This is a genomic window from Pseudomonas muyukensis, assembly GCF_019139535.1.
Taxonomy (GTDB): Bacteria; Pseudomonadota; Gammaproteobacteria; order Pseudomonadales; family Pseudomonadaceae; genus Aquipseudomonas; species Aquipseudomonas muyukensis.
In genome coordinates this window covers 1,471,873-1,497,500 of record NZ_CP077073.1, presented here as the reverse complement: position 1 = coordinate 1,497,500, position 25,628 = coordinate 1,471,873, and the positions used below count along the sequence as shown (strand labels likewise).

Sequence of the window (25,628 nt, the reverse complement as noted above, 5' to 3'; positions counted from 1 at the left end):
ACAACCTCCACCCCCCATCACCCCGATCCACTCCTCCCCCGCCGCCCAACCCAACGCACCACCACCGGCACCCGCAACACCATCAACACCCCACCCACCGCCGCATAAATCGCCCATTCACGCAAATCCGAACGCACAATCCACAAAAAATGCAGCAACCCCAACCCCAAAATCACATACACCAGCCGATGCAGCCTCTTCCACCGCGCGCCCAACCGCTTCTGGCTATAACGGTTGGAGGTAACCGCCAACGCCAGCAACCCAACAAACCCCAGCGCACCAACAATAATGTACGGCCGCTTGCGCAACTCCACGCCGAACTGCCCCCAGTCCAGCCCCAGGATGAACACCAGGTACGCCATCAAGTGCAGCACTATATAAGCAAAGCACCACAACCCCAGTTGCCGGCGCACCACGATCCACCCCGACCAACCACTGAACCGCTGCAATGGCGTCATACCCAGGGTAATCAACAAGAACACCAGCGCCCCCAGCCCGAGCCGGTCCATGAGGATCTTGCCCGGGTCCGGATCGAGCTGCCCCGTCAGTGCCTCATACAGCCACCACAGCGGAAACAGGCAACCGGCAATGAAGATAGCCAAGCGAAACCCGGGATAGCGCATCAATAGTTCTTCCGCAGATCGAGCCCGCCGTACAACGACGCCACTTCATCGGCGTAACCGTTGAACATCAAGGTATCGCGCACGTTGGGACTGAACAGCCCGCTGGGCAGACGTCGCTCCCGCGCCTGGGTCCAGCGCGGGTGGTCGACCGTCGGGTTGACGTTGGCATAAAAGCCATACTCCTCGGGCGCCAGCCCTTGCCAGGTGGTCTGCGGCTGCTGCGCTACCAAACTGATGCGCACGATCGACTTGATACTCTTGAAGCCATACTTCCACGGCACCACAAGCCGCAGCGGCGCGCCGTTCTGGTTGGCCAGCTCGCGGCCATACATACCCACCGCCAGGATCGCCAGCGGGTTCATCGCTTCATCCAGGCGCAATCCCTCTACATAAGGCCAGTCGATCAGGGCGAAGCCGGAGCGCTGGCCGGGCATGCTTTGGGGGTCCTGCAGGGTTTCGAAACGAACATAACGCGCCTTGGAGGTCGGCTCGACCTGCTTGAGCACCTCGGCCAGCGGAAAACCCAGCCAGGGAATGACCATCGACCAGGCCTCGACACAGCGCAACCGATAGATACGCTCCTCGAGCTGGTAGGGTTTGACGAAGTCCTCCAGCGCATAGCGACCAGGCTTGGCCACCTCACCATCGACGACCAGGCTCCACGGCTCGGTCCGCAGGCTGCCGGCATTGGCTGCCGGGTCACCCTTGTCGGGGCCGAACTCATAGAAGTTGTTGTAGTGGGTGGCGTCCTTGAACGGCGTGATCGCCTCCCCCGGCACTGTCATCGCCTGCCAGCGGGTGGCGGCCAGCTTGTCGCCGAACCAGGCGGGCGGGCTGCCGGCCACGGCATCGGCATAGCGCGACGGCTCGGCGGCCATACCCAGGCGCGGCAAGGCGCCCACGGCCAGGCCTGCCAGGCTTGCGCCCAACACACGACGACGGGAAAGGTAGATATCTTCGGGGGTGACCTGCGACGCGTTGCAGTCGGAAGATCGGGGAAGCTTGATGAGCATGGCGGCTCCATAGCACGGGCAACTGATGTACACGTAAGACTATGGAGCCGGCAGGTTATTCCGCGATTAAATCCTTGTCAGGATTTGCGACGGCGTGCCCGCAACAGGAACTGGATCGGCCCCGACGCAGCATAGGCCAGGAAGATCAGCAGCAGGATGCGCGGTGGATCGCTGAACACCACGGCGAACACCAGCACCACCGCGAGGATCGCGACGAAAGGCACGCGGCCCTTGAGGTCGAGCTCCTTGAAGCTGTTGTACTTGATGTTGCTGACCATCAGCATGCCCGCGGCAGCGACCAGCAGCGCCACCAGGAACGACAGCTTCGAACCCTGGATGCCGTAGTCGCTGAACGCCCACACGGTACCGGCCACCACACCTGCCGCGGCCGGGCTGGCCAGGCCGATGAAGTAGCGCTTGTCGGCGGTGCCGACCTGGGTGTTGAAGCGCGCCAGGCGCAGTGCCGCACCGGCTACATAGATGAAGGCGACCATCCAGCCGACCTTGCCCATGTCGCCCAGCGCCCAACCGAATGCCAGCAGGGCCGGAGCCACACCGAAGGCGACCATGTCCGACAGCGAGTCGTACTCGGCACCGAAGGCGCTCTGGGTGTTGGTCATGCGCGCGACACGACCGTCGAGGCCGTCGAGGACCATGGCCACGAAAATGGCGATGGCGGCGAAGGCGAAATACTTGCTCGCCTCGCGCGGGTCACCGGCGCTCAGGGCGCTCTGCGCGCTCATCGAGCTGATGATGGAATAGAAGCCGGCGAACAGGTTCGCGGTAGTGAACAGGTTGGGCAGCAGGTAGATGCCGCGGTGACGGACCTTGCGCCCTTCGGCGTCATGACCTTCTTCAACGTGCTCATCGACAGGTAGCAGGCTTTCGGCGTCGGAGGGCTTGTTCGGCTCTTCGGGACGTTCGCTCATGAAAAGTACCTTGCAACAGTGTGGAATATGTTCGACATGGGCCCGCGAAACAGGTTCTGACGGCGAGCCACTGGTCGCTTTATACCAGAAGCTGGCCGCGCAAACGAAAAAACGCGGCCGAAGCCGCGTTTTTCATTTATCGAACCAGACCTTAGTTCTTGGTCTTGTCGACGATCTTGTTGGCCGAAATCCACGGCATCATCGAACGCAGTTGCTCGCCGATGATCTCGATGCCGTGGGCGGCGTTGTTGCGACGCTTGGCGGTCATCGAAGGATAGTTGGTGGCACCTTCGCTGATGAACATCTTCGCGTATTCGCCGTCCTGGATGCGCTTCAGCGCATTGCGCATGGCCTTGCGCGATTCTTCGTTGATGACTTCAGGGCCGGTGACGTACTCACCGTACTCGGCGTTGTTGGAGATCGAGTAGTTCATGTTGGCGATGCCGCCTTCGTACATGAGGTCGACGATCAGCTTCAGCTCGTGCAAGCACTCGAAGTAGGCCATCTCTGGGGCGTAGCCCGCTTCGACCAGAGTCTCGAAACCAGCCTTGACCAGCTCGACGGTACCGCCGCAGAGCACGGCCTGCTCACCGAACAGGTCGGTTTCGGTCTCGTCCTTGAAGGTGGTTTCGATGATGCCGGTACGGCCACCACCGACGCCAGCGGCGTACGACAGGGCGACGTTCTTGGCGTTGCCCGAGGCGTCCTGGTAGATGGCGATCAGGTCAGGGATGCCGCCGCCCTTGACGAACTCGGAGCGCACGGTGTGGCCCGGGGCCTTCGGCGCGATCATGATCACGTCGAGGTCGGCGCGCGGCACCACCTGGTTGTAGTGGATCGAGAAGCCGTGGGAGAAGGCCAGGGTGGCGCCTTTCTTGATGTTCGGCTCGATTTCGTTCTTGTACAGCTGGCCCTGGAATTCGTCCGGGGTCAGGATCATGACCAGGTCGGCGGCGGCAACGGCGCTGGCGACGTCGGCGACTTTCAGGCCATGGGCTTCTGCCTTGGCAACGGTGGCCGAACCTTTACGCAGACCGACGGTAACGTCTACACCGGAGTCCTTGAGGTTGCACGCCTGGGCGTGGCCTTGGGAGCCGTAGCCGATGATGGCGACTTTCTTGCCCTGGATGATGGAAAGGTCGCAGTCTTTATCGTAGAAAACTTTCATGAAACACCCCTGTTATATCTCGGCCCCAGTGGAGCCATCGCTAATTTTTGAAGTTAGATGCTGAGCACTTTGTCGCCACGGGCAATGCCGGTGACTCCACTGCGCACGGTTTCGAGAATCGATGCGGTACCGATGGCCTGGATGAAGCTGTCCAGTTTGTCGCTGGTGCCGCTCAGCTGCACGGTGTACACGCTGGCGGTCACATCGACGATCTGGCCACGGAAAATATCCGTAGTGCGCTTGATCTCGGCCCGCTGGGCGCCGGTGGCCTTGACCTTGACCAACATCAGTTCACGCTCGATGTGAGCGCTTTCCGAGAGGTCGACAAGCTTGACCACTTCGACCAGCTTGTTCAGGTTCTTGGTGATCTGCTCGATCACCTCGTCATGGCCAACGGTGGTCAGCGTCAGACGCGACAGGGTCGGGTCTTCGGTCGGTGCCACGGTCAGGCTTTCAATGTTGTAGTTGCGCTGGGAGAACAGGCCGACCACGCGAGACAAGGCACCGGGTTCGTTTTCCAGCAGCAGGGAAATGATATGCCGCATATCAGGTACGCTCCGTCTTGCTCAGCCACATGTCACGCATCGAGCCATCCTTGATCTGCATCGGATAGACGTGCTCGGTGCGGTCGACCGCGATATCGATGAACACCAGGCGATCCTTCATCGCGAAGGCTTCCTCGAGCTTGGGCTTGAGGTCCTTCAGGCTGGTGATGCGGATACCCACATGGCCATAGGCCTCGGCCAGCTTGACGAAGTCCGGCAGCGACTCGACATAGGAGTGCGAGTGGCGGCCGTTGTAGGCCATGTCCTGCCATTGGCGGACCATGCCCAACACACCGTTGTTCAGGTTGACGATCTTCACCGGCAGGCCGTACTGCATGCAGGTGGACAGCTCCTGGATGTTCATCTGGATGCTGCCTTCACCGGTCACGCAGGCCACATCCTGGTCGGGGAAGTTGAGCTTGATGCCCATCGCCGCCGGGAAGCCAAAGCCCATGGTGCCCAGGCCACCGGAGTTGATCCAGCGGTTGGGCTTGTTGAAGCGGTAGTACTGCGCCGCGAACATCTGGTGCTGGCCGACGTCGGAGGTGACGAAGGCATCGCCCTTGGTCACTTCGCACAGGGTCTCGATGACCTGTTGCGGCTTGATGATGTTGCCGTCGCCCTTGTCGTAGGGGAACAGCTCGCCGTCGCCGCGCCATTCGTCGATCTGCTTCCACCAGGCATCCAGCGCTGCCTTGTCGGGCTGCTCGCCGATTTCCTTGAGGATCGCGAGCATCTCGCTGAGCACGCTTTCGACCGGGCCGACGATCGGCACGTCGGCCTTGATCATCTTCGAGATCGACGCCGGGTCGATGTCGATGTGGATGATCTTGGCGTTCGGGCAGAACTTGGCCGGGCCGTTGACCACGCGGTCGTCGAAGCGCGCACCGACGGCGAAGATCACGTCGGCGTTGTGCATGGCCATGTTGGCGGTGTAGCTGCCGTGCATGCCGAGCATACCGAGGAACTGGCGGTCGGTACCTGGGAAGCCACCGAGGCCCATGAGGGTGTTGGTGACTGGCAGGTTCAGCGACTTGGCGATTTCGGTGAGGGCTTCGGAGCCGCCGCCGAGAATCACGCCGCCGCCGGCATAAACGATTGGCCGCTTGGCCGCCAGGAGCATTTCGGCTGCCTTGCGGATCTGCCCGGAGTGGCCGCGCAGGGCCGGGCTATACGAACGCAGCTTGACCTTTTTCGGGTAGATGTACTCGAACTTCTCGGCCGGGTTGGTCATATCTTTTGGAATGTCGACCACGACCGGACCGGGACGGCCGGATTGCGCCAGATAGAAGGCTTTTTTCAGGACTTCAGGAATTTCCGAGGCATGCTTGACCATGAAGCTGTGCTTCACGATCGGCCGCGAGATACCGATCATGTCGGTTTCCTGGAAGGCATCGGTGCCGACCATGGTGCTGGGCACCTGGCCAGACAGGATGACCATCGGGATGGAGTCCATGTAAGCGGTGGCAATGCCGGTGATGGCATTGGTCGCGCCTGGACCGGAAGTCACCAGTACCACGCCGGCCTTGCCGGTGGCACGGGCGTATCCGTCCGCCATATGGGTGGCAGCCTGTTCGTGGCGAACCAGGATGTGCTGGACTTCCGGTTCCTTGAACAAGGCATCGTAAACATGCAGGAGAGCACCGCCTGGGTACCCGTAGATGTGCTTAACGCCTTCGTCGCGCAAGAAGCGGACGACCATTTCAGCGCCGGATAAGAGCTCCACGTTGTTCACCTCTAAAACGCCAGAATACCGCCCTCACTGAGCGGGTCTTATTAGGTTTACTGCCAAGCAGAGCATGAGCGAACGTCAGCACTGACTGAGCAAGTATTGGGAATACCCTGGTGTGTTGCGGGCTTTCCCACCCAGCGCGAGGTAACGCGTTGCGGGGTGTAGCAAGTCGGCGCGGGTGTGCGCCTCATGATCTGCTTAGCGGGTCTGCTTCTGGCAGTCCCTCTACAGCGGAATCTGGATTCTTGTGATTCGGCGCCCACAAGTCAAGAGAAATTATTGCCAATTTTTCATCAAGATGAATTCTCACCACCACTAATACCCTGAGCAGCAGCAGGAAAAATAAGATTTCCACAAAAAAGGGCCACAATCTGCGGCCCTTGAAGGAAAAACGGTAGAAATCAGGCGGAAGGCGCGATCAATTGGTCGAAAGTTGCGAGCAGACGCCGTAGCTCGCGGCTTTGTTCCGGGCGGTCGACAAACACCGTCTCGGCCATCACCAGGATGCCCGAGGCGCTGGGCAACGGGTGCCCGTGCTCGAGGATCAGCTTCATGCGCGGCAGGAAGATCCACTGCAGCCACTGTTCGAAGCTCATGCGGTCCACCGCGAACGGCTCCACGCTGGCCAACGCCTCGGCACTGGGGGTGGCGTCGCTCCACCAGCCTTGGACCTTGAGCTCCTGCTCGATCAGCAGCAGTTGATCGGCGATATCGAGAATGCGCTGTTCCATCACAGGTTGACCCGCGCCTTCTGCCGCGCCAGCGCGGCACCTGCGCTGTCACCCTGCTTTTCACGGGCCTGGGCGATGGTGTTCCACAGCTGGGCCTGCAGGTCTGGGCGACCGTTGGCGTAGGTCAGGGCACGGCGTGCCAGTTGCTCGGACTGCGCGGCATCGCCCTGCGACAGGCGCACCTGAGCCAGGCGGAACAGCACCTGCGGCTCGCGCGGGGCGATGCGCTGGGCACGTTCCAGGCTCGAGGCGGCACCGTTGAAGTCACCGCTACCCTGTTGTTGCTGGGCGGTGGTCAGCAGCGCCAGCACCGGGCCGTCGAGCTGCTCGTCGGCCGACAGGCCACCACTGGCACGCGGGATGCCGGTGGGGGCGCTGGTGACCGGCGCCGGCTTGCTCATCGAGGCGATGTCGAACGGTTCGTCGGCGATCGGGTTGGGATTGGTGGTGATCGGCCCACTGCTGACCGGGCCCGGGGTAATCGGGCCGGTGCTGATCGGCGCCGCGCTGCTACCGGCCGGGAACGACTGGATCGGCGCGCCGCCGGTACCCTGCGGGATCATCACGGTGACGCCGGAGTCTTCCGGTAACGCCTGCGACTGGCGGCTGCCACCGCTGGTCGGGTAGGCCGCGTTGCGCTTGGCCATGACCCGCTCGTTGTCGGAAACCCGGGTGCTCGAATCCACCACCGGGATATTGCCACGCGGGACACTGGCACAGCCGTGCAATACGGCCACCGCGGTCAAGGCAGGAATCCACCACTTGTTCACTTCACACCCTCTTCAAAGCTCGTGCTCAATTCATCCAGCCCTTGACCCAGTCCATCACCGATTCGGCCGGGTTCTGCTCGCCACCACAGGTGGCGCCAGCGGGTGGTTCACTGCCGCGAATATACGGCATCTGCACCGCTCCCGGACAGCTACCGTCGGAGCCTTGACCGCTGTACGGGTCGATCCAGGCCTGCACCACATTATCCGGCTGCGGCATGTCCAGCGGCAGCGGATCGGCCTTCTTCATGAAGCTGGTCCACACCTGCAACGCCCCGGTGGCGCCGGTGAACGGTGTCTTGCCGTTGTCGTCGCGGCCCAGCCACACCACGGCCAGCAAGTCCTGGCTGAAGCCGGAGAACCAGCTGTCGCGCGAGTCGTTGCTGGTGCCGGTCTTGCCGGCCAGGGTCAGCGAGCTGGGCAACTGGCTGTACACCGACCGCCCAGTACCTTCGCGCATCACCCGCTGCATGGCGTTCTGCACCAGGTAGATCGAGCCCGGGTCGAAGGTCTGTTGGATCTGGAACGGGTAGCGCTTGAGCGGCTCGCCTTCGGCGGTGAGCACGCTGCGGATACCGCGCATCGGCGTGTTGAAACCGCCGTTGGCGAGGGTCTGGTACATGGTCGCCACCTGCATCGGCGACATGCCGCCGGCCCCCAGCAGCATCGACGGGAACGCCGGCCAGTCGACCTGCACGCCCAGCCGGCCGATGGTCTTGATCACGTTAGGCACGCCCACTTCCAGGCCGAGCTTGGCGGTGGACAGGTTGTAGGAGTTGGCCAGGCCCTGGTACAGGTAGATGGTGCCGTGGGGGCGGCGGTCGTAGTTCTGTGGCCGCCATACCTGGCCATCGGCGCCCTTGACCGAGAACGGCTCGTCCTGCACCCAGCTGGTCAGGGTGAACTTGCTCGGTTGCTCCAGCGCGGTCAGGTAGACCGCCGGCTTGACCAGCGAGCCGATCGGGCGCACCGCGTCGATGGCGCGGTTGAAACCGGCGAAGCCCGACTGGCGGCTGCCGATCAGCGCCTGCACTTCGCCGGTCTCGGGGTTGGTGACGACCATCGCCGACTCCACTTCGTCGGCGCCCTTGCGCCCGGCCAGGCGCTTGAAGGTCTCGCTCATGGCGGTCTCGGCCTTCATCTGCAGGATCGGGTCGAAACTGGTGAAGATGCGCAGGCCTTCTTCGGTCAAGTCTTCGTCGCGGTAGTCCTGGCGCAGCTGACGCTTGACCAGGTCGAGGAAGGCCGGGAACGAGCTGTCGGCCAGGCTGCCGCGCTTGGTCACGCCCAGGGGCATCTTCTTCGCCGCGTCGACCACGTCCTGTGTGGCCACGCCCTGCTCGGCGAGCAGGTCGAGCACCAGGTTGCGCCGTTGCAGGGCGCGCTCGGGGTGGCGGCGTGGGTTGTAGTAGGACGGCCCCTTGACCATGCCCACCAGCAAGGCGATCTGGTGCAGCTTGAGCTCCTGCAGCGGCTGGCTGAAAAAGAACTGGCTGGCCAGGCCGAAGCCGTGTACCGCGCGCTGGCCGTCCTGGCCGATGAACACTTCGTTGAGGTAGGCCTCGAGGATCTCGCGCTTGTCGTAGTGCACTTCCAGCAGCACCGACATCATCGCCTCGGTCAGCTTGCGGCTGAGGCTGCGCTCGTTGGTGAGGAAGAAGTTCTTCACCAACTGCTGGGTCAGGGTGCTGCCGCCCTGGCGCATGGCCCCCGAGGAGGTGTTGACCCACACGGCCCGGGCGATGGACTTGGGCGACACGCCAAAGTGGCTGTAGAAGTCACGGTCCTCGGTGGCGATCAGGGTTTCCACCAGGTAGGGCGGCACCTGGTCGATCTTGATCAGGATGCGGTCTTCGAGGTTCTTCGGGTAGATACCGCCGATCATCAGCGGCTCGAGGCGCACCACGTCGAGCTTGCCGCCATTGGCGCCGCTCAGGCCTGCGACATAGTCGCCGGAGAAGCGCACACGCACGAACTGCGCCGGCTCCATGCCTTCATAGAACTGGAAGCCACGGGTGTTGAGATCGACGTTGTTGCCGTTGACCGAGGCCGCGCCCGGGCCGTTGGCCGCGCTTTCGCGGCGGTAGCCCAGGGCGTCGAGTTCGGTGAGAAAGTCGTTCTTGCTCAGCTTCTGGCCGACGAACAGCTCCAGCGGCCGGGCATACACCTTGGCCGGGATGGTCCAGCGCTTGCCGGAGAACTTCTCCTGGACGGTGGCATCGAGGTAGACCGCGAAACCGGCAATCACCACCAGGCCGACCAGGCTGAGCTTGAGCGCCCAGCCCAGCCAGGCGCGAGAGCGGCCGGACGGGCGTTTTTTTGCGGTGCGGGAATTTCGGGTACGTGTCATGGCGGCGGATTATACGCACTTTGGAAAAGGGGGGCAGGCGCCCCTCGGCGGTTTGCAGGGACGGCACCATTGACCATAATGTCCGATTCGAATTCCCTTACCCATTAAAGGATGATCCGTGAGCCAAGCCCTGATCAGCGCGCTGCAGAACCCCGCCCTCTATCCGCACCCCGTCGCGGGCTTCCAGCTCATCGAGACGCACATCTCCTGGGTTTTGCTCACGGGCGATTACGCCTACAAGATCAAGAAGCCGATGAACTTCGGTTTCCTCGACTTCACCGGCCTCGACCAGCGCGGACATTTTTGTAACGAAGAGCTGCGCCTGAACCAGCGCCTGACCGAAGGCTTGTACCTGGAAGTGCTGCCGATTACCGGCAGCGCCGAGGCGCCGGTGCTGGGCGGCGAGGGGGCGCCTATCGAGTACGCCCTGAAGATGCGCCAGTTCCCCCAGGGCCAGATGCTCAGCACCCTGCAGGCCAACGGCGAACTGAACGCCGAGCACATCGACCAGATGGCCCGGCAGATCGCCGAGTTCCACCTGCAGGCGCCGCAAGTGCCGGTCGACCACCCACTGGGCACCCCGGATGCGGTGATGGCGCCGGTGGAGCAGAACTTCGAGCAGATCCGCCCGTTCCTCACCGACAAGGCCGACCTGCAGCAGCTGGACAACCTGCAGGCCTGGGCCCAGGACAGCTTCAAGCGCCTGCACGGCCTGCTCGAGGCGCGCAAGGCCGAGGGCTTCATTCGTGAATGCCATGGCGATATCCACCTGGGCAACGCCACCCTGATCGACGGCAAGGTGGTGATCTTCGACTGCATCGAGTTCAACGAACCGTTCCGCCTGACCGACGTCTATGCCGATGTCGGCTTCTTGGCCATGGACCTCGAGGACCGTGGCCTGAAGTGCCTGTCGCGGCGGTTCATCAGCCAGTACCTGGAACTGACCGGCGACTACAAGGGCCTGGAGCTGCTGAACTTCTACAAGGCTTATCGCGCCCTGGTACGGGCCAAGGTCGCGCTGTTCAGCCTGGCGCCGGACGCCGATGGCGTGCAGCGCGCCACCACCCTGCGCACCTACCGCAACTACGCCAACCTGGCCGAAAGCTACAGCGCCATCCCCTCGCGGCTGCTGGCGATCACCCAGGGCGTCTCGGCCGTGGGCAAGAGCCATGTGGCGATGCGCCTGGTCGAGGCGTTGGGCGCGGTGCGCGTGCGTTCGGACGTGGAGCGCAAGCGCCTGTTTGGCAAGCAATCGGCGGCCGATGCCGATCATCTGGAGGCCGGCATCTACGACAAGCAGGCCAGCGCTGCCACCTACCAGCGCCTGCACGAGCTGGCAGAGATCATCCTGCATGCCGGGTTCCCGGTGGTGCTCGACGCCACCTACCTCAAGCATGAGCAGCGCAAGGCAGCGGCGGACGTCGCCAGCGAGACCGGCGTGCCGTTCCTGATTCTCGACTGCCAGGCCCCTGACGCGGTGATCGCCAGCTGGCTGGCCCAGCGCCAGGCCGAAGCCATCGACCCTTCGGACGCCACCCTGGAAGTGATCCAGGCACAGCAGGCCAGCCGCGACCCGCTGGATGCCGAGGAGCAGAAGCACAGCAAGCGCGTGAACACCCAGGAAAGCGCCAGCATGGACCAACTGATCGAGCAGATCCGCCAGCACCTGCCCGGCCTTTGAGCCACAAGGCGTGAAGCAGTCGACAGTTCACGCCTGAAGTCCGGCGCCCCTCCAGTGATGTCATTACAATATCATCACACCCCACGGAGGAGGCGCCGCCATGAATCAACCCCGTCAGCTGGACAACGTGCTTTTCACCCTGGTCCGCGACGAGAAGATCGCCGAGTTCAACCGGGTCAAGGCCGCGCACCCCTCCATTGATTTTCGCGGTGGCGATTTCCGCGGCCTCGACCTGCGCGCCCTGGATGTGCGGGGCATCGACTTCACCGACGCCTACTTCCGCGCTGCCGACCTGCGTGGCCTGGACCTGCGCGAGAACGGCCTGGAAGGCGCGAGCCTGGCCCATGCGCAGATTTCCGGAACCTACTTCCCCGCCGAACTGAGCGCCGACGAGATCCTGATGTCGGTGAAATTCGGCACACGCATGCGCTATCGCACCACCCGCTGACCCCGACCTTGCCTGTAGGAGCCAGCGTTGCTGGCGAACCGTTTCTCGACTAATCGTCAGCGGGGCGGCGGGTTCGCCAGCAACGCTGGCTCCTACAGTACGTACCGCTGGCAGCCTGTCGGCGGCGTATGGCAAAAGGCCGCGTAATTGCCAAGCCCCGCTACACTCCTCACTGACCTGCTCGCGATTTATCCACAAGACCCGTTCAGCCATCGCAAGGAGGCTCGATGAACGATGAATTGCAGCATCTGAAAAACCTTGGCAAGACCTCCGCGCAATGGCTGCACGCTGTCGGGATCCACAGTGCATCGGACTTGCGCCGGCTCGGCGCGGTGGGTGCCTACCAGGCGGTGAGAACGCGGGGCTTCCGGGCTTCGAAGGTGTTGTTGTACGCCATCGAGGGCGCCCTGCTGGACATGCACTGGAACGACCTGCCTGCCGAACGCAAGCAGGCGCTCAACCAACAACTCGATGCCAAGTGCCTGCCACAGAAGAACGAAAAATAAATTGGCAAAAGGCATTGACTGCGAAATGAGAATCGTTATGATTATCACAACTGGTCGCGAGACTGGTTGGATAAACTGAATGCTCCCTGGTTCGGACGCTCAGATTATCTCCTCATCAGGCTAATCACGGTTATTGACCCGGCACTTTGCCGGGTCTTTTTTTGCCCGCGATTCAGTGTGCCTTGCGCAGTTGGGCGCAGTAGTCCTGCTCCGGTGTCGCCGGGGTGTACCAGACATAGTCGGCCATGCCCGGCTCGACCGCCTCCCCCACCTCAGTCAGCAACAGCACCTTGCCCTCGGCCGTGGCATCAAGATCGGCCAGGTGCAGGGGGACGCCCAGGTCCTTGCGCGCATGGTAGCTGCCGGTAAGCAGCAATGCCGGTTGCGGCGCGGCCAGCAGCCGCTCGGCGATACGTCGGTCGCGCTGCTGCTGCACCGCCAGCATCGCCGGCAGCTGGCTTTGCGGCAGCAGGTTGCAGTGGCCGGCGCGCACCTGTGCCAGCAGCGCCTGTACCACGGTCGGCGTATTGGAGCGCTCGCCCGGCGGAGTCGCTGGCTGGCGATAGGCCTGACGGACTTCATCGGGTGACAAGTTCGCCGCCAGCAGAAGATAAGGTTGGCCCAAGGCTTCCCGAACGATCGGCCCGTACAGCGCCCAATCCCAGCCTGGTTGCCAGTTGAGTGCCTTGGGCAGGTCGGCTACCGGCGATGCCCTACCTTTCTGCGCATCGACCAGGGCCTGCTGCTGCGGCTCGAGCATTTCCAGCAGCAGGCTGCCCTGCGGCCGGCGGCTCTCCAGGGCGCGCAGCAACCAGAGCTGCAGGCGGTGGTGGTCGGGGTTGTCGTGCTTTTCACCCACCAGCACCCGTGGCGCATCGGCCAGGCGCTGGACCAGTTGCCCGGGGCTCAATGCCTGGCCGCTGGACAATTCGATGATCTGCCCCAACTGGACGTTGTCGCGGCCCTCGCTACCCTGCCAGGCCGGCACGGGTGGCAGACTTGCCTGGCAACCGCCGAGCGCCAGCGCCAGGCAGATGGACAAGCCGGACAACAAGGGATGGCGCATGGCGAATGGCTCCTAGCGAGTGATGATCAGCGGATGGCCGCGCTCCGGGTGCGCTTGCACCAGCACATCGATACCGAACACCGCGCGCAGCGCCACCGGAGTCAACACCTGTTCGGGGGTATCCAGCGCATGGCAACGGCCCTGCTCCAGCAGCAGGATATGGTCACAGTAGCGCGCCGCCAGGTTGAGGTCATGCAGGATCACCAGCACTGCCGCGCCACGGTCGGCGAAGTCGCGCACGGCTTGCAGGGTAGTGTGCTGGTGCAACGGGTCGAGCGCGGAGGTTGGCTCGTCGAGCAACAGCGTGGTACCGGCCTCGCCCGGCCACAGCTGGGCCAGCACGCGGGCCAGGTGCACACGCTGGCGCTCGCCACCGGACAGCGCCAGGTAGCTGCGCGCCACCAGGTGCTGGGCGTCTGCCGCCGCCAGCGCTGCGGCAACGATCTCGCCGTCGCGCTGGCGGCCACTGGCATGGGGCAGACGGCCCAGGCCGACCACCTCCTCGACACTGAAGGCGAACCCTAGGCTGGAGGCCTGCGGCAATACCGCCAGGCGCCGGGCACGCTGCTGCCCGGTCCACTCGTGCAGCGCGCGCCCATCGAGCTGCACACGCCCGGCAGCGGGGGCCAACTCACCACACAGCGCGCCAAGCAAGCTGCTCTTGCCTGCGCCATTGGGCCCGAGCACGCCAAGGATCTGCCCAGGCCTCAAGGCCAGGTTGATATCGCGCAGTACTTCAGTGCCGCCGCGCACAAGAGACAGGCCTTGAACATCGAGCATCAGTTGCGCACCTTCACCAGCAGGAACAGGAAGAACGGCGCACCGATGAAGGCCGTGACGATGCCGATTGGCAGCTCTGCCGGGGCCAGCGCCAGGCGCGCGATCAGGTCGGCGAACAGCAGCAGCGTGCCGCCGGCCAGCAACGAGGCGGGCAGCAGCACCCGGTGGTCTGGCCCGGCCACCAGCCGCACCAGGTGCGGCACCACCAGGCCGATGAAGCCGATCAACCCGGCGGCGGCCACTGCCGCGCCGACACCCAGGGCGGTGCAGAACACCAGTTCGCGCTTGAGCGCCTCCACTTCGATACCCAGGTGGCGCGCCTCCGACTCACCCAGCAGCAAGGCGTTGAGCGCCTGGGCCCTGCGCGGCAACCATAGCGCTACCGCCGCCGCCACCAGCAGCAATGGCCATAGCCGCTCGTAGCTGGCGCCGTTGAGGCTGCCCAGGTTCCAGAAGGTCAGAGTACGCAGGGTGGCGTCGTCGGCGAGGTAGGTGAACAGCCCCACCGCCGAGCCCCCCAGGGCGGTCATGGCAATACCGGCCAGCAGCATGGTCGCCACGTTGGTCTGCCCGTCGCGCCGCCCCAGGCGATAGACCAGCGCCGTCACCCCCAGGCCGCCGACGAAGGCACAGAGCGACAGCACGTAAGGCGCGAACCATTCGGGGATCCCCCCCAGCCAACTGCCACCGACGATCGCCAGCGCCGCACCCAGCGCCGCGCCGCTGGCCACCCCCACCAGCCCCGGGTCGGCCAGCGGGTTGCGGAACAACCCCTGCATCGCCACGCCCGAAAGCGCCAGCACCGCGCCAACCGCCAGGCCCAGCAAGGTGCGCGGCAGGCGAATCTGCCCCAGGATCAGTTCGGCCTGCTCCAGGCCATCGGCCGCCAGCGGCAGGCCGAACAGCCGCATGCCGGCGCGCAGGGTATCGAACAGCGGCAGGCTGACCGGCCCCAGCGCCAGCGACAGCCAGACCGCCAACAGGCACAGCACGGCCAGGACAATGAACAGCGTGCGCGGCTGGACCCGCTGCCTCATGGCTTGAGGCGCGCCTTGGCCGCGGGATAGAAGCTGCCGGCCAGCTCCTGCAACGTGACCGGCAGGCGCGGGCCCAGGCCACCGACCAACAGCGTCGGGTCGAGCGACACCAGGCGCTGCTCACGCACCGCCCGCGAGGCCGCCAGGGCCGGGTTTTCCTTGAGCAGCGCCTGCAACGCCTGCTCGCCGCTGAGGGCACGGTCGGAGAACACCAGCACATCGGGGTTCAACGCGGCCAGGGCCTCTACCGAGAAGTTCTTGTAGCCCTGATGCTCGGCCAGGTTGCGACCACCGGCCTGGCGTAGCAGCCAGTCACCCGCGGTGCCCTGCCCGGCGATCATCGGCTTGGCACCGGCATGCCCGACCAGCAGCAGCACGCCCGGCGCCTGCTGCCCGGCCTGGGCTTGTGCGACCTGCTTGTGCAACTGCTCCAGCCGCTGGCGATAGTCGCCGGCCAGTTCGCTGGCCTTCTGTTCATTGCCCAGCAGCGCGCCGAGGTGCTTGAGGTTGTCCTCCACCGCACCCAGCTCGGCCTTGCTGGAGAACAGCTCGACGCGCACGCCGGCCTTGCGGATCTGCGCCAGCACCGGTGGTGGCCCCATTTCCTCGGTGCCCACCAGCACATCCGGGCGCAGGCTGAGCACGCCCTCGGCCGACAGCTGGCGCTGGTAGCCGATGCTCGGCAGCGCCTTGAGCGACTCGGGGTGCTGGCTGGTGGTATCGACACCGACCAAGCGCGGCTCGCCACCCAGGGCGCTGATCCACTCGCTGAGGGCGCCACCGGCACTGACCCAGCGCTGCGGCAGTTCGGTGGCCAGGGCCTGGGTAGTCAAGGCTAGGCCGGCGCACAAGGCGATCAAGGCAACGGGACGGCGCATCATCGGGTTCCTTTACAGAAGGCGAGCCGCATGCCTTGTGGCCGACGGCGCAGTTGCGCACCATAGACAGCCTGGCGCGACGCATGCGGGCAATTTGATAATTATTCGCATTGAAGCGTCAAGCCATCCCTTTGTCACACGACTTGACCGGAAGAAGCCCCGCCCATGCATTTTCTCTGCGCCTCCAGCGACCTCGCCGAAGGCCACAGCCGCGCCTTCAGCGTAGCGGGTGAGCCGCTGTTCGGCGTACGCCGCCAGGGCAAGGTCCACCTGTACCGCAATCGCTGCCCGCACCGCGGCATCCCGCTTAACTGGGCAGCGGACCGCTTTCTCGACGACAGCGCGAGCTTGATCCACTGCGCCCATCACGGGGCATTGTTCCTTATAGAAAGTGGCGAATGCGTGGCCGGCCCGTGCGAGGGCCAATGGCTGGAGGCCCTGGACTGCCGGGAAGACAGCCAGGGTATCTGGCTCAGGGGCTGAGCAACACCGGCAAGGGGCGGTCGAGCACCAGTTGCCGGGCATCCAGGCGCGTGCCGTAGGCGAGCACCTCGACCCCCTGCGCTACGGCGGCGCGCAAGGCCTGGGCGTAGGCCGCGTCGATTTCCTGCGCCGGGCGCACGGCCTCGATGCCGGTGAGGTTCACGCAGTACAACTGCACCGCGCGGATGCCTTGGCGGGCCAGTGCAGCCAGCTCGCGCAGGTGCTTGGCGCCACGCTGGGTAACGGCATCGGGGAAGGCCGCCACGGGTGTATCGGGGTAGCCCAGGGTCACGCTCTTGACCTCGACATAAGCCTTGGAGCCATCGGCGAACTCCAGATAGAAGTCGATACGGCTACGCTCCTCGCCGTAGGCCACCTCACGCTTGAGCAGGGTGAAACCGGCCAGCTCGCGGATGACGCCGGCACGCAGCGCCTCCTCGACCACGGCGTTGGCCCGCCCGGTGTTGACGCAGGCCAGCCGCCCCTGGGGCGTCTCGCTGATCTCCCAGGTGCCGGGCAGCTTGCGCTTGGGGTCGTTGGAGCGGCTGAACCATACCTGCCCGCCCTCGCGCATGCAGTTGAGCATGGACCCGGTGTTCGGGCAGTGGATGGTCAGTTGCTCGCCACTGGGCAGCTCGATATCGGCCAGGAAACGTTTGTAGCGGCGCAGCAGGCGCGCTTGTTCGAGTACGGGAAACAACATGTTCAGCCCTGCCAGCTCTGCAAGCCACGGGCAATACGCTGCACCGCCTCTTCCAGGCGCGGCAGGCTCTGGGTGTAGGCGAAGCGCACATGGTGCCCGGCCTGGTGGCGGCCGAAGTCCAGACCCGGGGTGAAGGCCAGGTGCTCGGTTTCGAGGAAATGCCGGCAGAACGCGAAGGCATCGCCGCCAAACGCGCTGATATCGGCATACAGATAGAAGGCGCCCTGGGGCTCGACGGCGATGCCGAAGCCCAGCGCGCGCAAGGCCGGCAGCAGGTAGTCGCGGCGCCGGGCGAACTCGCCGCGACGCGCTTCGAGGATCGCCAGGGTCTCGGCCTCGAAACACGCCAACGCGGCATGCTGGGCCATGCTCGGGGCACTGATGTAGAGGTTCTGCGCCAGCTTCTCCAGGTCGGCGACCGCCGACGGCGGCGCCACCAGCCAACCCAGGCGCCAGCCGGTCATGCCGAAATATTTGGAAAAACTGTTCAGGACAAAGGCCTGGTCGTCCACTTCCAGCACGCTGGGCGCGTCCATGCCGTAGGTCAGGCCGTGGTAGATCTCGTCCACCACCAGGTGGCCATGGCGCTCGCGGGTGGCCCTGGACAAGCTGGCCAGCTCATCGCGGTCGAGCACCGTGCCGGTCGGGTTGGCCGGCGAGGCCACCAAGGCGCCGACGGTGTCCTTGTCCCAATGGCGTTCGACCAGGTCGGCGGTCAGCTGGTAGTTGACCTCCGGCCCGACCGGCACCAACTGCGCGCCGCCTTCGACCAGGCGCAGGAAATGCCGGTTGCACGGGTAGCCCGGGTCGGCCAGCAGCCAGTGCTTGCCCGGGTCGACCAACAGGCTGCTGGCCAGCAGCAAGGCTCCGGAACCGCCAGGGGTGATCAACACCCGCTCGGGGTCGAGGTCGACGCCGTAGCGCTGGCCATAGAACCCGGCGATCGCCTCGCGCAGTTGCGGCAAGCCACGGGCCGCGGTGTAGCGGGTGTGGCCGGCGGCCAATGCGGCTTGGCCGGCGGCGACGATCGGCGCGGCGGTGGTGAAGTCCGGCTCGCCGATCTCCAGATGGATCACGTCATGGCCTGCGGCCTGCAGCTCGTTGGCGCGCGCCAGCAGGGCCATCACGTGGAAGGGTTCGATGGCGCGACTACGCGCACTGTGTGGCTGAGCCATGGGCCTTCTCTCAATTGGGTCTAGACTGTTGATTCTACCGTCGCACGGGAGCGAACGTGCCACGCGCGCCGCTGTCAATAGCAGGCACAGCGCGGGCTAGCGCACCCCGGATCTATCTGGTAAGTTCGGCGGCTCGCAGTCGCAGGGCCGGCGGGCGCCGGAGATGGAAGCAAGCCTGCGCATTGGATCAGATGAGTGAGAGGCGGTCTATTCATGTCCACCGTAGAAAAGCAAAAAGTCCAGACCATGTACGGTGTCGAGCCCTACGTAGAGACCAAGGGTGAGGAATACATGGGCGAGCCCATGAAAAAACACTTCACCAAGCTCCTCAATGCCTGGAAAGGCGAGCTGATGGTCAGTGTGGATCGCACCGTGGACCACATGAAGGACGAAGCAGCCAACTTCCCCGACCCGGCCGACCGTGCCAGCCAGGAGGAAGAGTTCGCCCTGGAGCTGCGCAACCGCGATCGCGAGCGCAAGCTGATCAAGAAGATCGACAAGACCCTCGACAAGATCAAGGCCGACGAATACGGCTGGTGCGAGTCCTGCGGCATCGAGATCGGCCTGCGCCGCCTCGAAGCCCGCCCGACCGCCGACCTGTGCTTCGACTGCAAGGAAATTGCCGAGAAGAAGGAAAAGACTGTCGGTAAAGGCTGATTCCAGAACCTCGCAGACGGGGCGTACTGGTTGTGGAGGCGGGCTTGCTCGCTCCTGCAATAGGTACGCCCCGTCTTCATTTATATAGCTGTGCAATCCATGAACGACTCCCGCTACATCGGCCGCTTTGCCCCCACCCCCAGCGGTTTCCTGCATTTCGGCTCGCTGGTGGCCGCCCTCGCCTCCTGGCTCGACGCCCGCGCGGTCGATGGCCGCTGGTTGCTGCGCATGGAAGACACCGACCCGCCCCGGGAAATGCCCGGGGCACGCGACGCGATCCTGCAGACCCTGGAGCGCTACGGCCTGGAGTGGGACGGCGAGGTGGTGTTCCAGAGCCAGCGCCACGAGGCCTACGCCGCCGTGGTCGAGCGTTTGTTCAGCATGGGCCTGGCCTACGCCTGCACCTGCTCGCGCAAACAGCTCGAAGGCCACAACGGCATCTACCCCGGCTTTTGCCGCAACGCCGGCCACGTCCGCGAAGGCGCGGCGATCCGCCTGCGGGTGCCGGAGCTGATCTACCGTTTCAACGACCGCGTCCAGGGCCCGTTCGAACAGCACTTGGGCCGCGAGGTGGGCGACTTCGTCATCCAGCGCCGCGACGGGCTGTATGCCTACCAGTTGGCCGTGGTACTGGACGATGCCTGGCAGGGCGTCACCGATATCGTGCGCGGCGCCGACCTGCTGGACAACACCCCGCGCCAGCTGTACCTGCAGGAGCTGCTGGGCTTCTCGCAGCCGCGCTACCTGCATATTCCGCTGATCGTGCAGCCCGACGGGCACAAGCTGGGCAAGTCGTACCGTTCGCCGCCGCTGGAGGCCGACCAGGCCACGCCGTTGCTGCTCAGGGCATTGCGCGCGCTGGGGCAGCGGACTGACCCGGCACTGGTGAATGCCAGCCCGGCCGAGGTGCTGGCCGTGGCGCGCCGGCACTGGCAGCCAGAGCATATTGCGCGACAGTTGACGGTACCTGAGGCTGATTTGCACTAATGCCCAGGCCAGACCGGCCAACGCGATCAGTGTAGGAGCGGCCTTGTGTCGCGATGGGCTGCAACGCAGCCCCGGCAATATCTGCGGCAACCCTGAGAACCCTGGGGCCGCTGCGCGCCCCATCGCGACACAAGGCCGCTCCTACAGGCATAGCGTTCAGCGCCTGCTGTGTTGCTGGTGCGCGCCCCTTGTAGGAGCGACCTTGTGTCGCGAAAAGGGCGCGCAGCGGCCTCGGGCCCCTTGCATCACGCCTCATCGTCGGGGGCTGCTGCGCAGCCCCATCGCGACACAAGGCCGCGCCTACAGGGACCGCGCAACACCGCAAGCCTCGTGTTTCAACGAAATCAAAAGCCCAACAAATTCAAATCCTTGGCTAACCCTACCGATTCCCGCTAGCATCGCCGCCATCATTTGCGCCAATAATAAGTCCAAACCCGCAGCGCCCAACCCTCGAGGCCAGCATGTACATCTATCGTTTGGTCCTGCTTCTGGTCGTGGGGATCTACCTGTTCTCCCCGGCCATCATGGACTGGTGGATCGAACCGACCGGAGCCTGGTACCGCCCCTACCTGCTCTGGCTGATCCTGATCGTCGTCACCTTCATCCTGCAGAGCCAACGAGATGCCGATGAGCTTTAGCCTGACCCAGATGATCCTGATCAGCGCCGCCTACCTGCTGGTGCTGTTCGGCGTGGCCTGGATCAGCGAACGCGGGCTGATCCCGCGCGCAGTCATTCGCCACCCCCTGACCTACACCCTGTCGCTGGGCGTCTACGCCAGTGCCTGGGCCTTCTACGGCTCGGTGGGCCTGGCCTACCAGTACGGCTACGGCTTCCTCGCCTGTTACCTGGGGGTGTCGGGCGCCTTCCTGCTGGCGCCGGTACTGCTCTACCCGATCCTCAAGATCACCCGCACCTACCAGCTGTCGTCACTGGCCGACCTGCTGGCGTTTCGCTTTCGCAGCACCTGGGCCGGCGCGCTGACCACGGTGATCATGCTGATCGGCGTGCTGCCGTTGCTGGCCTTGCAGATCCAGGCGGTGGCCGACTCCATCAGTATCCTCACCGGCGAGCCGGTCAAGGCGCGGGTGGCGTTCGCCTTCTGCGCGCTGATCATCCTGTTCACCATCTTCTTCGGCTCGCGCCATATCGCCACCCGCGAGAAGCATGAGGGGCTGGTGTTCGCCATCGCCTTCGAGTCGGTGATCAAGCTGGTGGCCCTGGGCGGGATCGGCCTGTACGCGCTGTACGGCGTGTTCGGCGGCCCCCACGGCCTGGAAGTGTGGCTGCTGCAGAACCAGACCGCCCTCGCCGCCCTGCACACCCCCTTGCAGGAAGGCCCATGGCGCACGTTGCTGCTGGTGTTCTTCGCCTCGGCGATCGTGATGCCGCACATGTACCACATGGCGTTCACCGAAAACCTCAGCCCGCGCTCGCTGGTCAGCGCCAGCTGGGGCCTGCCACTGTTCCTGCTGCTGATGAGCCTGGCCGTGCCGCTGGTGCTGTGGGCCGGACTGCGCCTGGGCGCCAGCACCAACCCCGAGTACTTCACCCTGGGCCTGGGCATCGCCGCCAACAACGAGGCGCTGGCCCTGCTGGCCTACGTCGGCGGGCTGTCGGCGGCCAGCGGGCTGATCATCGTCACCACCCTGGCGTTGTCGGGCATGGCCCTGAACCACCTGGTGCTGCCGCTGTACCAGCCGCCGGCCGAAGGCAACATCTACCGCTGGCTGAAATGGACCCGTCGCGCGCTGATCGTCGCCATCATCACCGCCGGATTCATCTTCTACCTGACCCAGAACAACCACCAGAGCCTGGCCAACCTGGGCATCGTCGCCTTCGTCGCCACCTTGCAGTTCCTGCCCGGCGTGCTTTCGGTGCTGTACTGGCCAACCGCCAACCGCCGCGGTTTCATCGCCGGCCTGCTGGCGGGCACCCTGGTGTGGATGGTGACCATGCTGCTGCCGCTGCTGGGTAACCTGCAGGGCTTCTACATCCCGTTGCTGGACATGATCTACGTGCTGGACGACACCAGCTGGCACATGGCAGCCATCGCCTCGCTGGCGGCCAACGTGTTGCTGTTCACCTTGATCTCGCTGTTCAGCAACGCCAGCAGCGAAGAGGTCAGCGCCGCCGAGGCCTGCGCGGTGGACAACGTGCGCCGGCCACAACGCCGCGAACTGCACGCCGCCTCGCCCCAGGAGTTCGCCACCCAGCTGGCCAAGCCACTGGGCGCCAAGGCCGCGCAGAAGGAAGTCGAACAAGCCCTGCGCGACCTCTACCTGCCCTTCGACGAGCGCCGGCCCTACGCCCTGCGCCGCCTGCGCGACCGCATCGAGGCCAACCTCTCCGGCCTGATGGGCCCAAGCGTGGCCCAGGACATGGTCGAGACCTTCCTGCCCTACAAGTCCGGCAACGAGAACTACGTCACCGAGGACATCCACTTCATCGAAAGCCGTCTCGAGGACTACCACTCGCGCCTCACCGGCCTTGCCGCCGAGCTCGACGCCCTGCGCCGCTACCACCGCCAGACCCTGCAAGAGCTGCCCATGGGTGTCTGCTCGCTGGCCAAGGACCAGGAAATCCTGATGTGGAACAAGGCCATGGAAGAACTCACCGGGATCGCCGCCAAGCATGTGGTCGGCTCGCGCCTGGTGACCATCGCCGAACCGTGGCGCGGGCTGCTGCAAGGCTTCATCAACCTGCCCGACGAGCACCTGCACAAGCAACGCCTGGCCCTCGACGGCCAGCCTCGCTGGCTCAACCTGCACAAGGCGGCCATCGACGAGCCGCTGGCCCCCGGCAACAGCGGCCTGGTGCTGCTGGTCGAGGACCTGACCGAAACCCAGGCCCTGGAAGACAAGCTGGTGCACTCCGAGCGGCTGGCCAGCATCGGCCGCCTGGCCGCCGGCGTGGCCCACGAGATCGGCAACCCGATCACCGGCATCGCCTGCCTGGCGCAGAACCTGCGCGAAGAACGCGAGGGCGATGGCGAGCTGATCGAGCTGTCCAGCCAGATCCTCGAGCAGACCAAGCGCGTGTCGCGCATCGTCCAGTCGCTGATGAGCTTCGCCCACGCCGGCGGCAGCCAGCAGAACAGCGAAGAGCCGGTGTGCCTGGCCGAGGTGGCGCAGGACGCCATTGGTCTGCTGGCCTTGAACCGGCGCAATTTCGAAGTACAGTTCTTCAACCTCTGCGACCCGCAACACTGGGTCGAGGGCGACCCGCAACGTCTGGCCCAGGTGTTGATCAACCTGCTTTCCAATGCCCGCGACGCCTCGCCCCCCGGCAGCGCCGTGCGCGTGCGCAGCGAAAGCAGCGAGCACACTGTGGACCTGATCGTCGAGGACGAAGGCAGCGGCATTCCGAAAAGCATCATGGACCGCCTCTTCGAACCCTTCTTCACCACCAAGGACCCGGGCGAAGGCACCGGACTGGGGCTCGCTCTGGTCTATTCGATCGTGGAAGAGCATTATGGGCAAATCACCATCGACAGCCCGGCCGACATCGAGCGCCAACGTGGTACCCGGATCCGCGTGACCCTGCCCCGGCATGTCGTAGCGACGTCCCCTGAAATTCGAGACCGTCGAGAGAATTGAATCAATGCCGCACATTCTGATCGTCGAAGACGAAACCATCATCCGTTCGGCCTTGCGCCGCTTGCTCGAACGGAACCAGTACCAGGTCAGCGAAGCCGGCTCGGTGCAGGAAGCCCAGGAACGCTTCAGCATTGCCACCTTCGACCTGATCGTCAGTGACCTGCGCCTGCCTGGCGCCCCGGGCACCGAGCTGATCAAGCTCGGCCAGGGCACCCCGGTGCTGATCATGACCAGCTACGCCAGCCTGCGCTCGGCGGTGGACTCGATGAAAATGGGCGCGGTGGACTACATCGCCAAGCCGTTCGACCACGACGAGATGCTCCAGGCCGTCGCGCGCATCCTGCGCGATCGCCAGAACGCACCGGCTGCGGCGCCCGCCAGCGAAGCGCGAACCACCAATGGCAAGGCTGGCGCCGACAAACCGGCCGCGGCCAACGGCGAAATCGGCATCATCGGCTCCTGCGCGCCAATGCAGGACCTGTTCGTGAAGATCCGCAAGGTCGCGCCCACCGACTCCAATGTGCTGATCCAGGGCGAGTCGGGCACCGGCAAGGAACTGGTCGCCCGCGCCCTGCACAACCTGTCGCGCCGGGCCAAGGCGCCGATGATCTCGGTGAACTGCGCGGCGATCCCGGAAACCCTGATCGAGTCCGAACTGTTCGGCCACGAAAAAGGCGCATTCACCGGCGCCAGCGCCGGGCGCGCCGGCCTGGTCGAGGCCGCCGACGGCGGTACGCTGTTCCTCGACGAAATCGGCGAACTGCCACTGGAAGCCCAGGCCCGTCTGCTGCGCGTGTTGCAGGAAGGCGAGATCCGCCGGGTTGGCTCGGTGCAGTCGCAAAAGGTCGATGTGCGCCTGATCGCCGCGACCCACCGCGACCTGAAGAACCTGGCCAAGGCCGGGCAGTTCCGTGAAGACCTCTACTACCGCCTGCACGTGATCGCCCTGAAGCTGCCAGCCCTGCGCGAGCGTGGCAGCGACGTCAACGAAATTGCCAACGCCTTCCTCGCGCGCCAGAGCGCGCGGGTCGGTCGCGACGACCTGCATTTCTCCAGCGAGGCCGAGCAAGCCATCCGCCACTACAGCTGGCCAGGTAACGTGCGCGAGCTGGAAAACGCCGTGGAGCGTGCGGTGATTCTCAGCGAGAGCGCGGAAATTTCCGCCGACCTGCTGGGCATCGACATCGAGCTGAGCGACCTGGACGACGATGTGCTCGACAGCCTGCCGGCCCTGGTTGGCAACGGTGCCAGCAGCGCCAGCCACGAGCCGACCGAGGACCTGTCGCTGGAAGACTACTTCCAGCACTTCGTGCTCGAACACCAGGACCACATGACCGAGACCGAACTGGCGCGCAAGCTGGGCGTCAGCCGCAAGTGCCTGTGGGAGCGCCGCCAGCGCCTGGGCATCCCGCGGCGCAAGAGCAACGTCACCAGCGACAACTGATCCAGCCTGGATGCATCGCGGGGCAGGCCCGCTCCCACAGTGCGCGGGGGCAGGCTTGCCCCGCGGTCGTTTGGGGGTAACACATCAGTTACCGCAAAAATCTGTTACCCACCCTGTCAGCCGTAACATCCCCCGAGGCGTACGGTAACGAAATTTCTACATTTGCCCCGCGGCAAACCCTCCCTGAAACGCCGAAGCCCCCGGTTTCATTGGGTTTTCAAAAGTTGGCACGGCATCTGCTATATCTCTGGTACAAGAACAATAACAAGCACTGCAACTCAGAATAAGAACAAGACGAAACGGCTCACGCACAATAAAAACAAGACGG

The 25,628-nt window shown here is 64.6% G+C and carries 24 protein-coding genes; 9 read left to right on the top strand and 15 right to left on the bottom strand.

What is annotated here, in order from left to right; genetic code table 11:
- Window positions 1-17: 17 nt before the first annotated feature.
- From msrQ to mrcB, 9 genes are all read right to left on the bottom strand, one after another.
- On the bottom strand, window positions 18-623 hold the full coding sequence (gene msrQ / locus KSS95_RS06735; RefSeq protein ID WP_217852718.1) for a protein-methionine-sulfoxide reductase heme-binding subunit MsrQ: 606 nt from the start codon (window positions 621-623) through the stop codon (window positions 18-20).
- Window positions 623-1,636 carry a protein-methionine-sulfoxide reductase catalytic subunit MsrP gene (msrP, locus tag KSS95_RS06730; protein ID WP_217852717.1) on the bottom strand — a complete coding sequence of 338 codons (1,014 nt, stop codon included), beginning with the start codon at window positions 1,634-1,636 and terminating at the stop codon, window positions 623-625. The genes msrQ and msrP overlap by 1 nt, the downstream gene beginning before the upstream one ends.
- A 77-nt stretch (window positions 1,637-1,713) precedes the next feature.
- Entirely contained in the window at window positions 1,714-2,565 is an 852-nt protein-coding gene (pssA, locus tag KSS95_RS06725) for a CDP-diacylglycerol--serine O-phosphatidyltransferase (protein WP_028691215.1), read from the bottom strand.
- A gap of 151 nt (window positions 2,566-2,716) precedes the next feature.
- Window positions 2,717-3,733: a ketol-acid reductoisomerase gene (gene ilvC, locus KSS95_RS06720; protein ID WP_038706849.1), complete on the bottom strand. Its 1,017-nt coding sequence runs from the start codon at window positions 3,731-3,733 to the stop codon at window positions 2,717-2,719.
- Window positions 3,734-3,786: 53 nt separating this feature from the next.
- Window positions 3,787-4,278: an acetolactate synthase small subunit gene (ilvN, locus tag KSS95_RS06715; protein WP_003250040.1), complete on the bottom strand. Its 492-nt coding sequence runs from the start codon at window positions 4,276-4,278 to the stop codon at window positions 3,787-3,789.
- A gap of 1 nt (window position 4,279) precedes the next feature.
- Complete coding sequence (locus KSS95_RS06710) at window positions 4,280-6,004, bottom strand: acetolactate synthase 3 large subunit (protein ID WP_186656754.1); 1,725 nt, start codon at window positions 6,002-6,004, stop codon at window positions 4,280-4,282.
- Window positions 6,005-6,411: 407 nt separating this feature from the next.
- On the bottom strand, window positions 6,412-6,744 hold the full coding sequence (locus tag KSS95_RS06705; RefSeq protein WP_217852715.1) for a YqcC family protein: 333 nt from the start codon (window positions 6,742-6,744) through the stop codon (window positions 6,412-6,414).
- Complete coding sequence (locus KSS95_RS06700; RefSeq protein WP_217852713.1) at window positions 6,741-7,511, bottom strand: tetratricopeptide repeat protein; 771 nt, start codon at window positions 7,509-7,511, stop codon at window positions 6,741-6,743. Before KSS95_RS06700 ends, KSS95_RS06705 begins: the two co-directional genes overlap by 4 nt.
- 25 nt (window positions 7,512-7,536) lie before the next feature.
- Window positions 7,537-9,858 (bottom strand): penicillin-binding protein 1B, encoded by a 2,322-nt coding sequence (gene mrcB / locus KSS95_RS06695; RefSeq protein ID WP_217852711.1) that lies wholly within the window; start codon window positions 9,856-9,858, stop codon window positions 7,537-7,539.
- A gap of 118 nt (window positions 9,859-9,976) precedes the next feature.
- On the opposite strand from mrcB, the gene KSS95_RS06690 reads away from it, so the two are divergent.
- The 3 genes from KSS95_RS06690 to KSS95_RS06680 all read left to right on the top strand — a co-directional run bounded on the left by KSS95_RS06690 (window position 9,977) and on the right by KSS95_RS06680 (window position 12,493).
- The gene (locus KSS95_RS06690; protein ID WP_217852709.1) at window positions 9,977-11,539 is read left to right on the top strand and encodes a bifunctional aminoglycoside phosphotransferase/ATP-binding protein; all 1,563 of its coding nucleotides are present in this window, start codon (window positions 9,977-9,979) and stop codon (window positions 11,537-11,539) included.
- Window positions 11,540-11,639: 100 nt separating this feature from the next.
- Entirely contained in the window at window positions 11,640-11,987 is a 348-nt protein-coding gene (locus KSS95_RS06685) for a pentapeptide repeat-containing protein (protein ID WP_217852707.1), read from the top strand.
- A gap of 227 nt (window positions 11,988-12,214) precedes the next feature.
- Window positions 12,215-12,493: a TfoX/Sxy family protein gene (locus KSS95_RS06680; RefSeq protein ID WP_217852705.1), complete on the top strand. Its 279-nt coding sequence runs from the start codon at window positions 12,215-12,217 to the stop codon at window positions 12,491-12,493.
- A 172-nt stretch (window positions 12,494-12,665) separates the two neighbouring features.
- Here KSS95_RS06680 and KSS95_RS06675 read toward each other — a convergent pair whose 3' ends face one another.
- The 4 genes from KSS95_RS06675 to KSS95_RS06660 are packed head-to-tail and all read right to left on the bottom strand — an operon-like array spanning window position 12,666 to window position 16,257.
- Window positions 12,666-13,559, bottom strand: a complete 894-nt coding sequence (locus KSS95_RS06675) for a ChaN family lipoprotein (protein ID WP_217852703.1) — start codon at window positions 13,557-13,559, stop codon at window positions 12,666-12,668.
- Between the two features lie 12 nt (window positions 13,560-13,571).
- A complete protein-coding gene (locus KSS95_RS06670; protein ID WP_217852701.1) occupies window positions 13,572-14,339 on the bottom strand; it encodes a heme ABC transporter ATP-binding protein in 768 nt (255 codons plus the stop codon).
- Window positions 14,339-15,322 (bottom strand): FecCD family ABC transporter permease, encoded by a 984-nt coding sequence (locus KSS95_RS06665; RefSeq protein WP_217853941.1) that lies wholly within the window; start codon window positions 15,320-15,322, stop codon window positions 14,339-14,341. The genes KSS95_RS06670 and KSS95_RS06665 overlap by 1 nt, the downstream gene beginning before the upstream one ends.
- 50 nt (window positions 15,323-15,372) lie before the next feature.
- Window positions 15,373-16,257, bottom strand: a complete 885-nt coding sequence (locus KSS95_RS06660) for a heme/hemin ABC transporter substrate-binding protein (protein WP_217852699.1) — start codon at window positions 16,255-16,257, stop codon at window positions 15,373-15,375.
- Between the two features lie 162 nt (window positions 16,258-16,419).
- On the opposite strand from KSS95_RS06660, the gene KSS95_RS06655 reads away from it, so the two are divergent.
- Window positions 16,420-16,737, top strand: a complete 318-nt coding sequence (locus KSS95_RS06655; RefSeq protein ID WP_217852697.1) for a Rieske (2Fe-2S) protein — start codon at window positions 16,420-16,422, stop codon at window positions 16,735-16,737.
- Here KSS95_RS06655 and sfsA read toward each other — a convergent pair.
- Together sfsA and KSS95_RS06645 are read right to left on the bottom strand one after the other, a co-directional pair.
- Window positions 16,727-17,440 (bottom strand): DNA/RNA nuclease SfsA, encoded by a 714-nt coding sequence (gene sfsA / locus KSS95_RS06650; RefSeq protein WP_217852695.1) that lies wholly within the window; start codon window positions 17,438-17,440, stop codon window positions 16,727-16,729. The genes KSS95_RS06655 and sfsA overlap by 11 nt on opposite strands.
- Window positions 17,441-17,442: 2 nt before the next feature.
- Window positions 17,443-18,615: a pyridoxal phosphate-dependent aminotransferase gene (locus KSS95_RS06645; RefSeq protein ID WP_217852693.1), complete on the bottom strand. Its 1,173-nt coding sequence runs from the start codon at window positions 18,613-18,615 to the stop codon at window positions 17,443-17,445.
- Window positions 18,616-18,828: 213 nt separating this feature from the next.
- On the opposite strand from KSS95_RS06645, the gene dksA reads away from it, so the two are divergent.
- From dksA to KSS95_RS06620, 5 genes are all read left to right on the top strand, one after another.
- A complete protein-coding gene (gene dksA / locus KSS95_RS06640) occupies window positions 18,829-19,272 on the top strand; it encodes an RNA polymerase-binding protein DksA (protein ID WP_134691554.1) in 444 nt (147 codons plus the stop codon).
- Window positions 19,273-19,371: 99 nt separating this feature from the next.
- Window positions 19,372-20,259, top strand: a complete 888-nt coding sequence (gene gluQRS / locus KSS95_RS06635; RefSeq protein ID WP_217852691.1) for a tRNA glutamyl-Q(34) synthetase GluQRS — start codon at window positions 19,372-19,374, stop codon at window positions 20,257-20,259.
- Between the two features lie 461 nt (window positions 20,260-20,720).
- A complete protein-coding gene (locus KSS95_RS06630) occupies window positions 20,721-20,897 on the top strand; it encodes a hypothetical protein (RefSeq protein WP_003250005.1) in 177 nt (58 codons plus the stop codon).
- Window positions 20,881-23,856 (top strand): sensor histidine kinase, encoded by a 2,976-nt coding sequence (locus KSS95_RS06625; RefSeq protein ID WP_217852689.1) that lies wholly within the window; start codon window positions 20,881-20,883, stop codon window positions 23,854-23,856. Before KSS95_RS06630 ends, KSS95_RS06625 begins: the two co-directional genes overlap by 17 nt.
- Before the next feature lie 4 nt (window positions 23,857-23,860).
- The gene (locus KSS95_RS06620) at window positions 23,861-25,300 is read left to right on the top strand and encodes a sigma-54-dependent transcriptional regulator (protein WP_217852687.1); all 1,440 of its coding nucleotides are present in this window, start codon (window positions 23,861-23,863) and stop codon (window positions 25,298-25,300) included.
- Window positions 25,301-25,628 lie beyond the last annotated feature (328 nt).

Excerpts from the sequence above, each read along its gene's own strand:
- msrQ (WP_217852718.1), bottom strand. The coding sequence starts at position 623 with ATGCGCTATCCCGGGTTTCGCTTGGCTATCTTCATTGCCGGTTGCCTG.
- KSS95_RS06620 (WP_217852687.1), top strand. The coding sequence starts at position 23,861 with ATGCCGCACATTCTGATCGTCGAAGACGAAACCATCATCCGTTCGGCC.
- sfsA (WP_217852695.1), bottom strand. The coding sequence starts at position 17,440 with ATGTTGTTTCCCGTACTCGAACAAGCGCGCCTGCTGCGCCGCTACAAA.
- gluQRS (WP_217852691.1), top strand. The coding sequence starts at position 19,372 with ATGAACGACTCCCGCTACATCGGCCGCTTTGCCCCCACCCCCAGCGGT.
- ilvN (WP_003250040.1), bottom strand. The coding sequence starts at position 4,278 with ATGCGGCATATCATTTCCCTGCTGCTGGAAAACGAACCCGGTGCCTTG.
- dksA (WP_134691554.1), top strand. The coding sequence starts at position 18,829 with ATGTCCACCGTAGAAAAGCAAAAAGTCCAGACCATGTACGGTGTCGAG.
- KSS95_RS06685 (WP_217852707.1), top strand. The coding sequence starts at position 11,640 with ATGAATCAACCCCGTCAGCTGGACAACGTGCTTTTCACCCTGGTCCGC.
- ilvC (WP_038706849.1), bottom strand. The coding sequence starts at position 3,733 with ATGAAAGTTTTCTACGATAAAGACTGCGACCTTTCCATCATCCAGGGC.
- mrcB (WP_217852711.1), bottom strand. The coding sequence starts at position 9,858 with ATGACACGTACCCGAAATTCCCGCACCGCAAAAAAACGCCCGTCCGGC.
- KSS95_RS06675 (WP_217852703.1), bottom strand. The coding sequence starts at position 13,559 with ATGCGCCATCCCTTGTTGTCCGGCTTGTCCATCTGCCTGGCGCTGGCG.
- KSS95_RS06655 (WP_217852697.1), top strand. The coding sequence starts at position 16,420 with ATGCATTTTCTCTGCGCCTCCAGCGACCTCGCCGAAGGCCACAGCCGC.
- KSS95_RS06670 (WP_217852701.1), bottom strand. The coding sequence starts at position 14,339 with ATGCTCGATGTTCAAGGCCTGTCTCTTGTGCGCGGCGGCACTGAAGTA.
- KSS95_RS06630 (WP_003250005.1), top strand. The coding sequence starts at position 20,721 with ATGTACATCTATCGTTTGGTCCTGCTTCTGGTCGTGGGGATCTACCTG.
- KSS95_RS06680 (WP_217852705.1), top strand. The coding sequence starts at position 12,215 with ATGAACGATGAATTGCAGCATCTGAAAAACCTTGGCAAGACCTCCGCG.
- KSS95_RS06660 (WP_217852699.1), bottom strand. The coding sequence starts at position 16,257 with ATGATGCGCCGTCCCGTTGCCTTGATCGCCTTGTGCGCCGGCCTAGCC.
- KSS95_RS06625 (WP_217852689.1), top strand. The coding sequence starts at position 20,881 with ATGCCGATGAGCTTTAGCCTGACCCAGATGATCCTGATCAGCGCCGCC.
- pssA (WP_028691215.1), bottom strand. The coding sequence starts at position 2,565 with ATGAGCGAACGTCCCGAAGAGCCGAACAAGCCCTCCGACGCCGAAAGC.
- KSS95_RS06645 (WP_217852693.1), bottom strand. The coding sequence starts at position 18,615 with ATGGCTCAGCCACACAGTGCGCGTAGTCGCGCCATCGAACCCTTCCAC.
- msrP (WP_217852717.1), bottom strand. The coding sequence starts at position 1,636 with ATGCTCATCAAGCTTCCCCGATCTTCCGACTGCAACGCGTCGCAGGTC.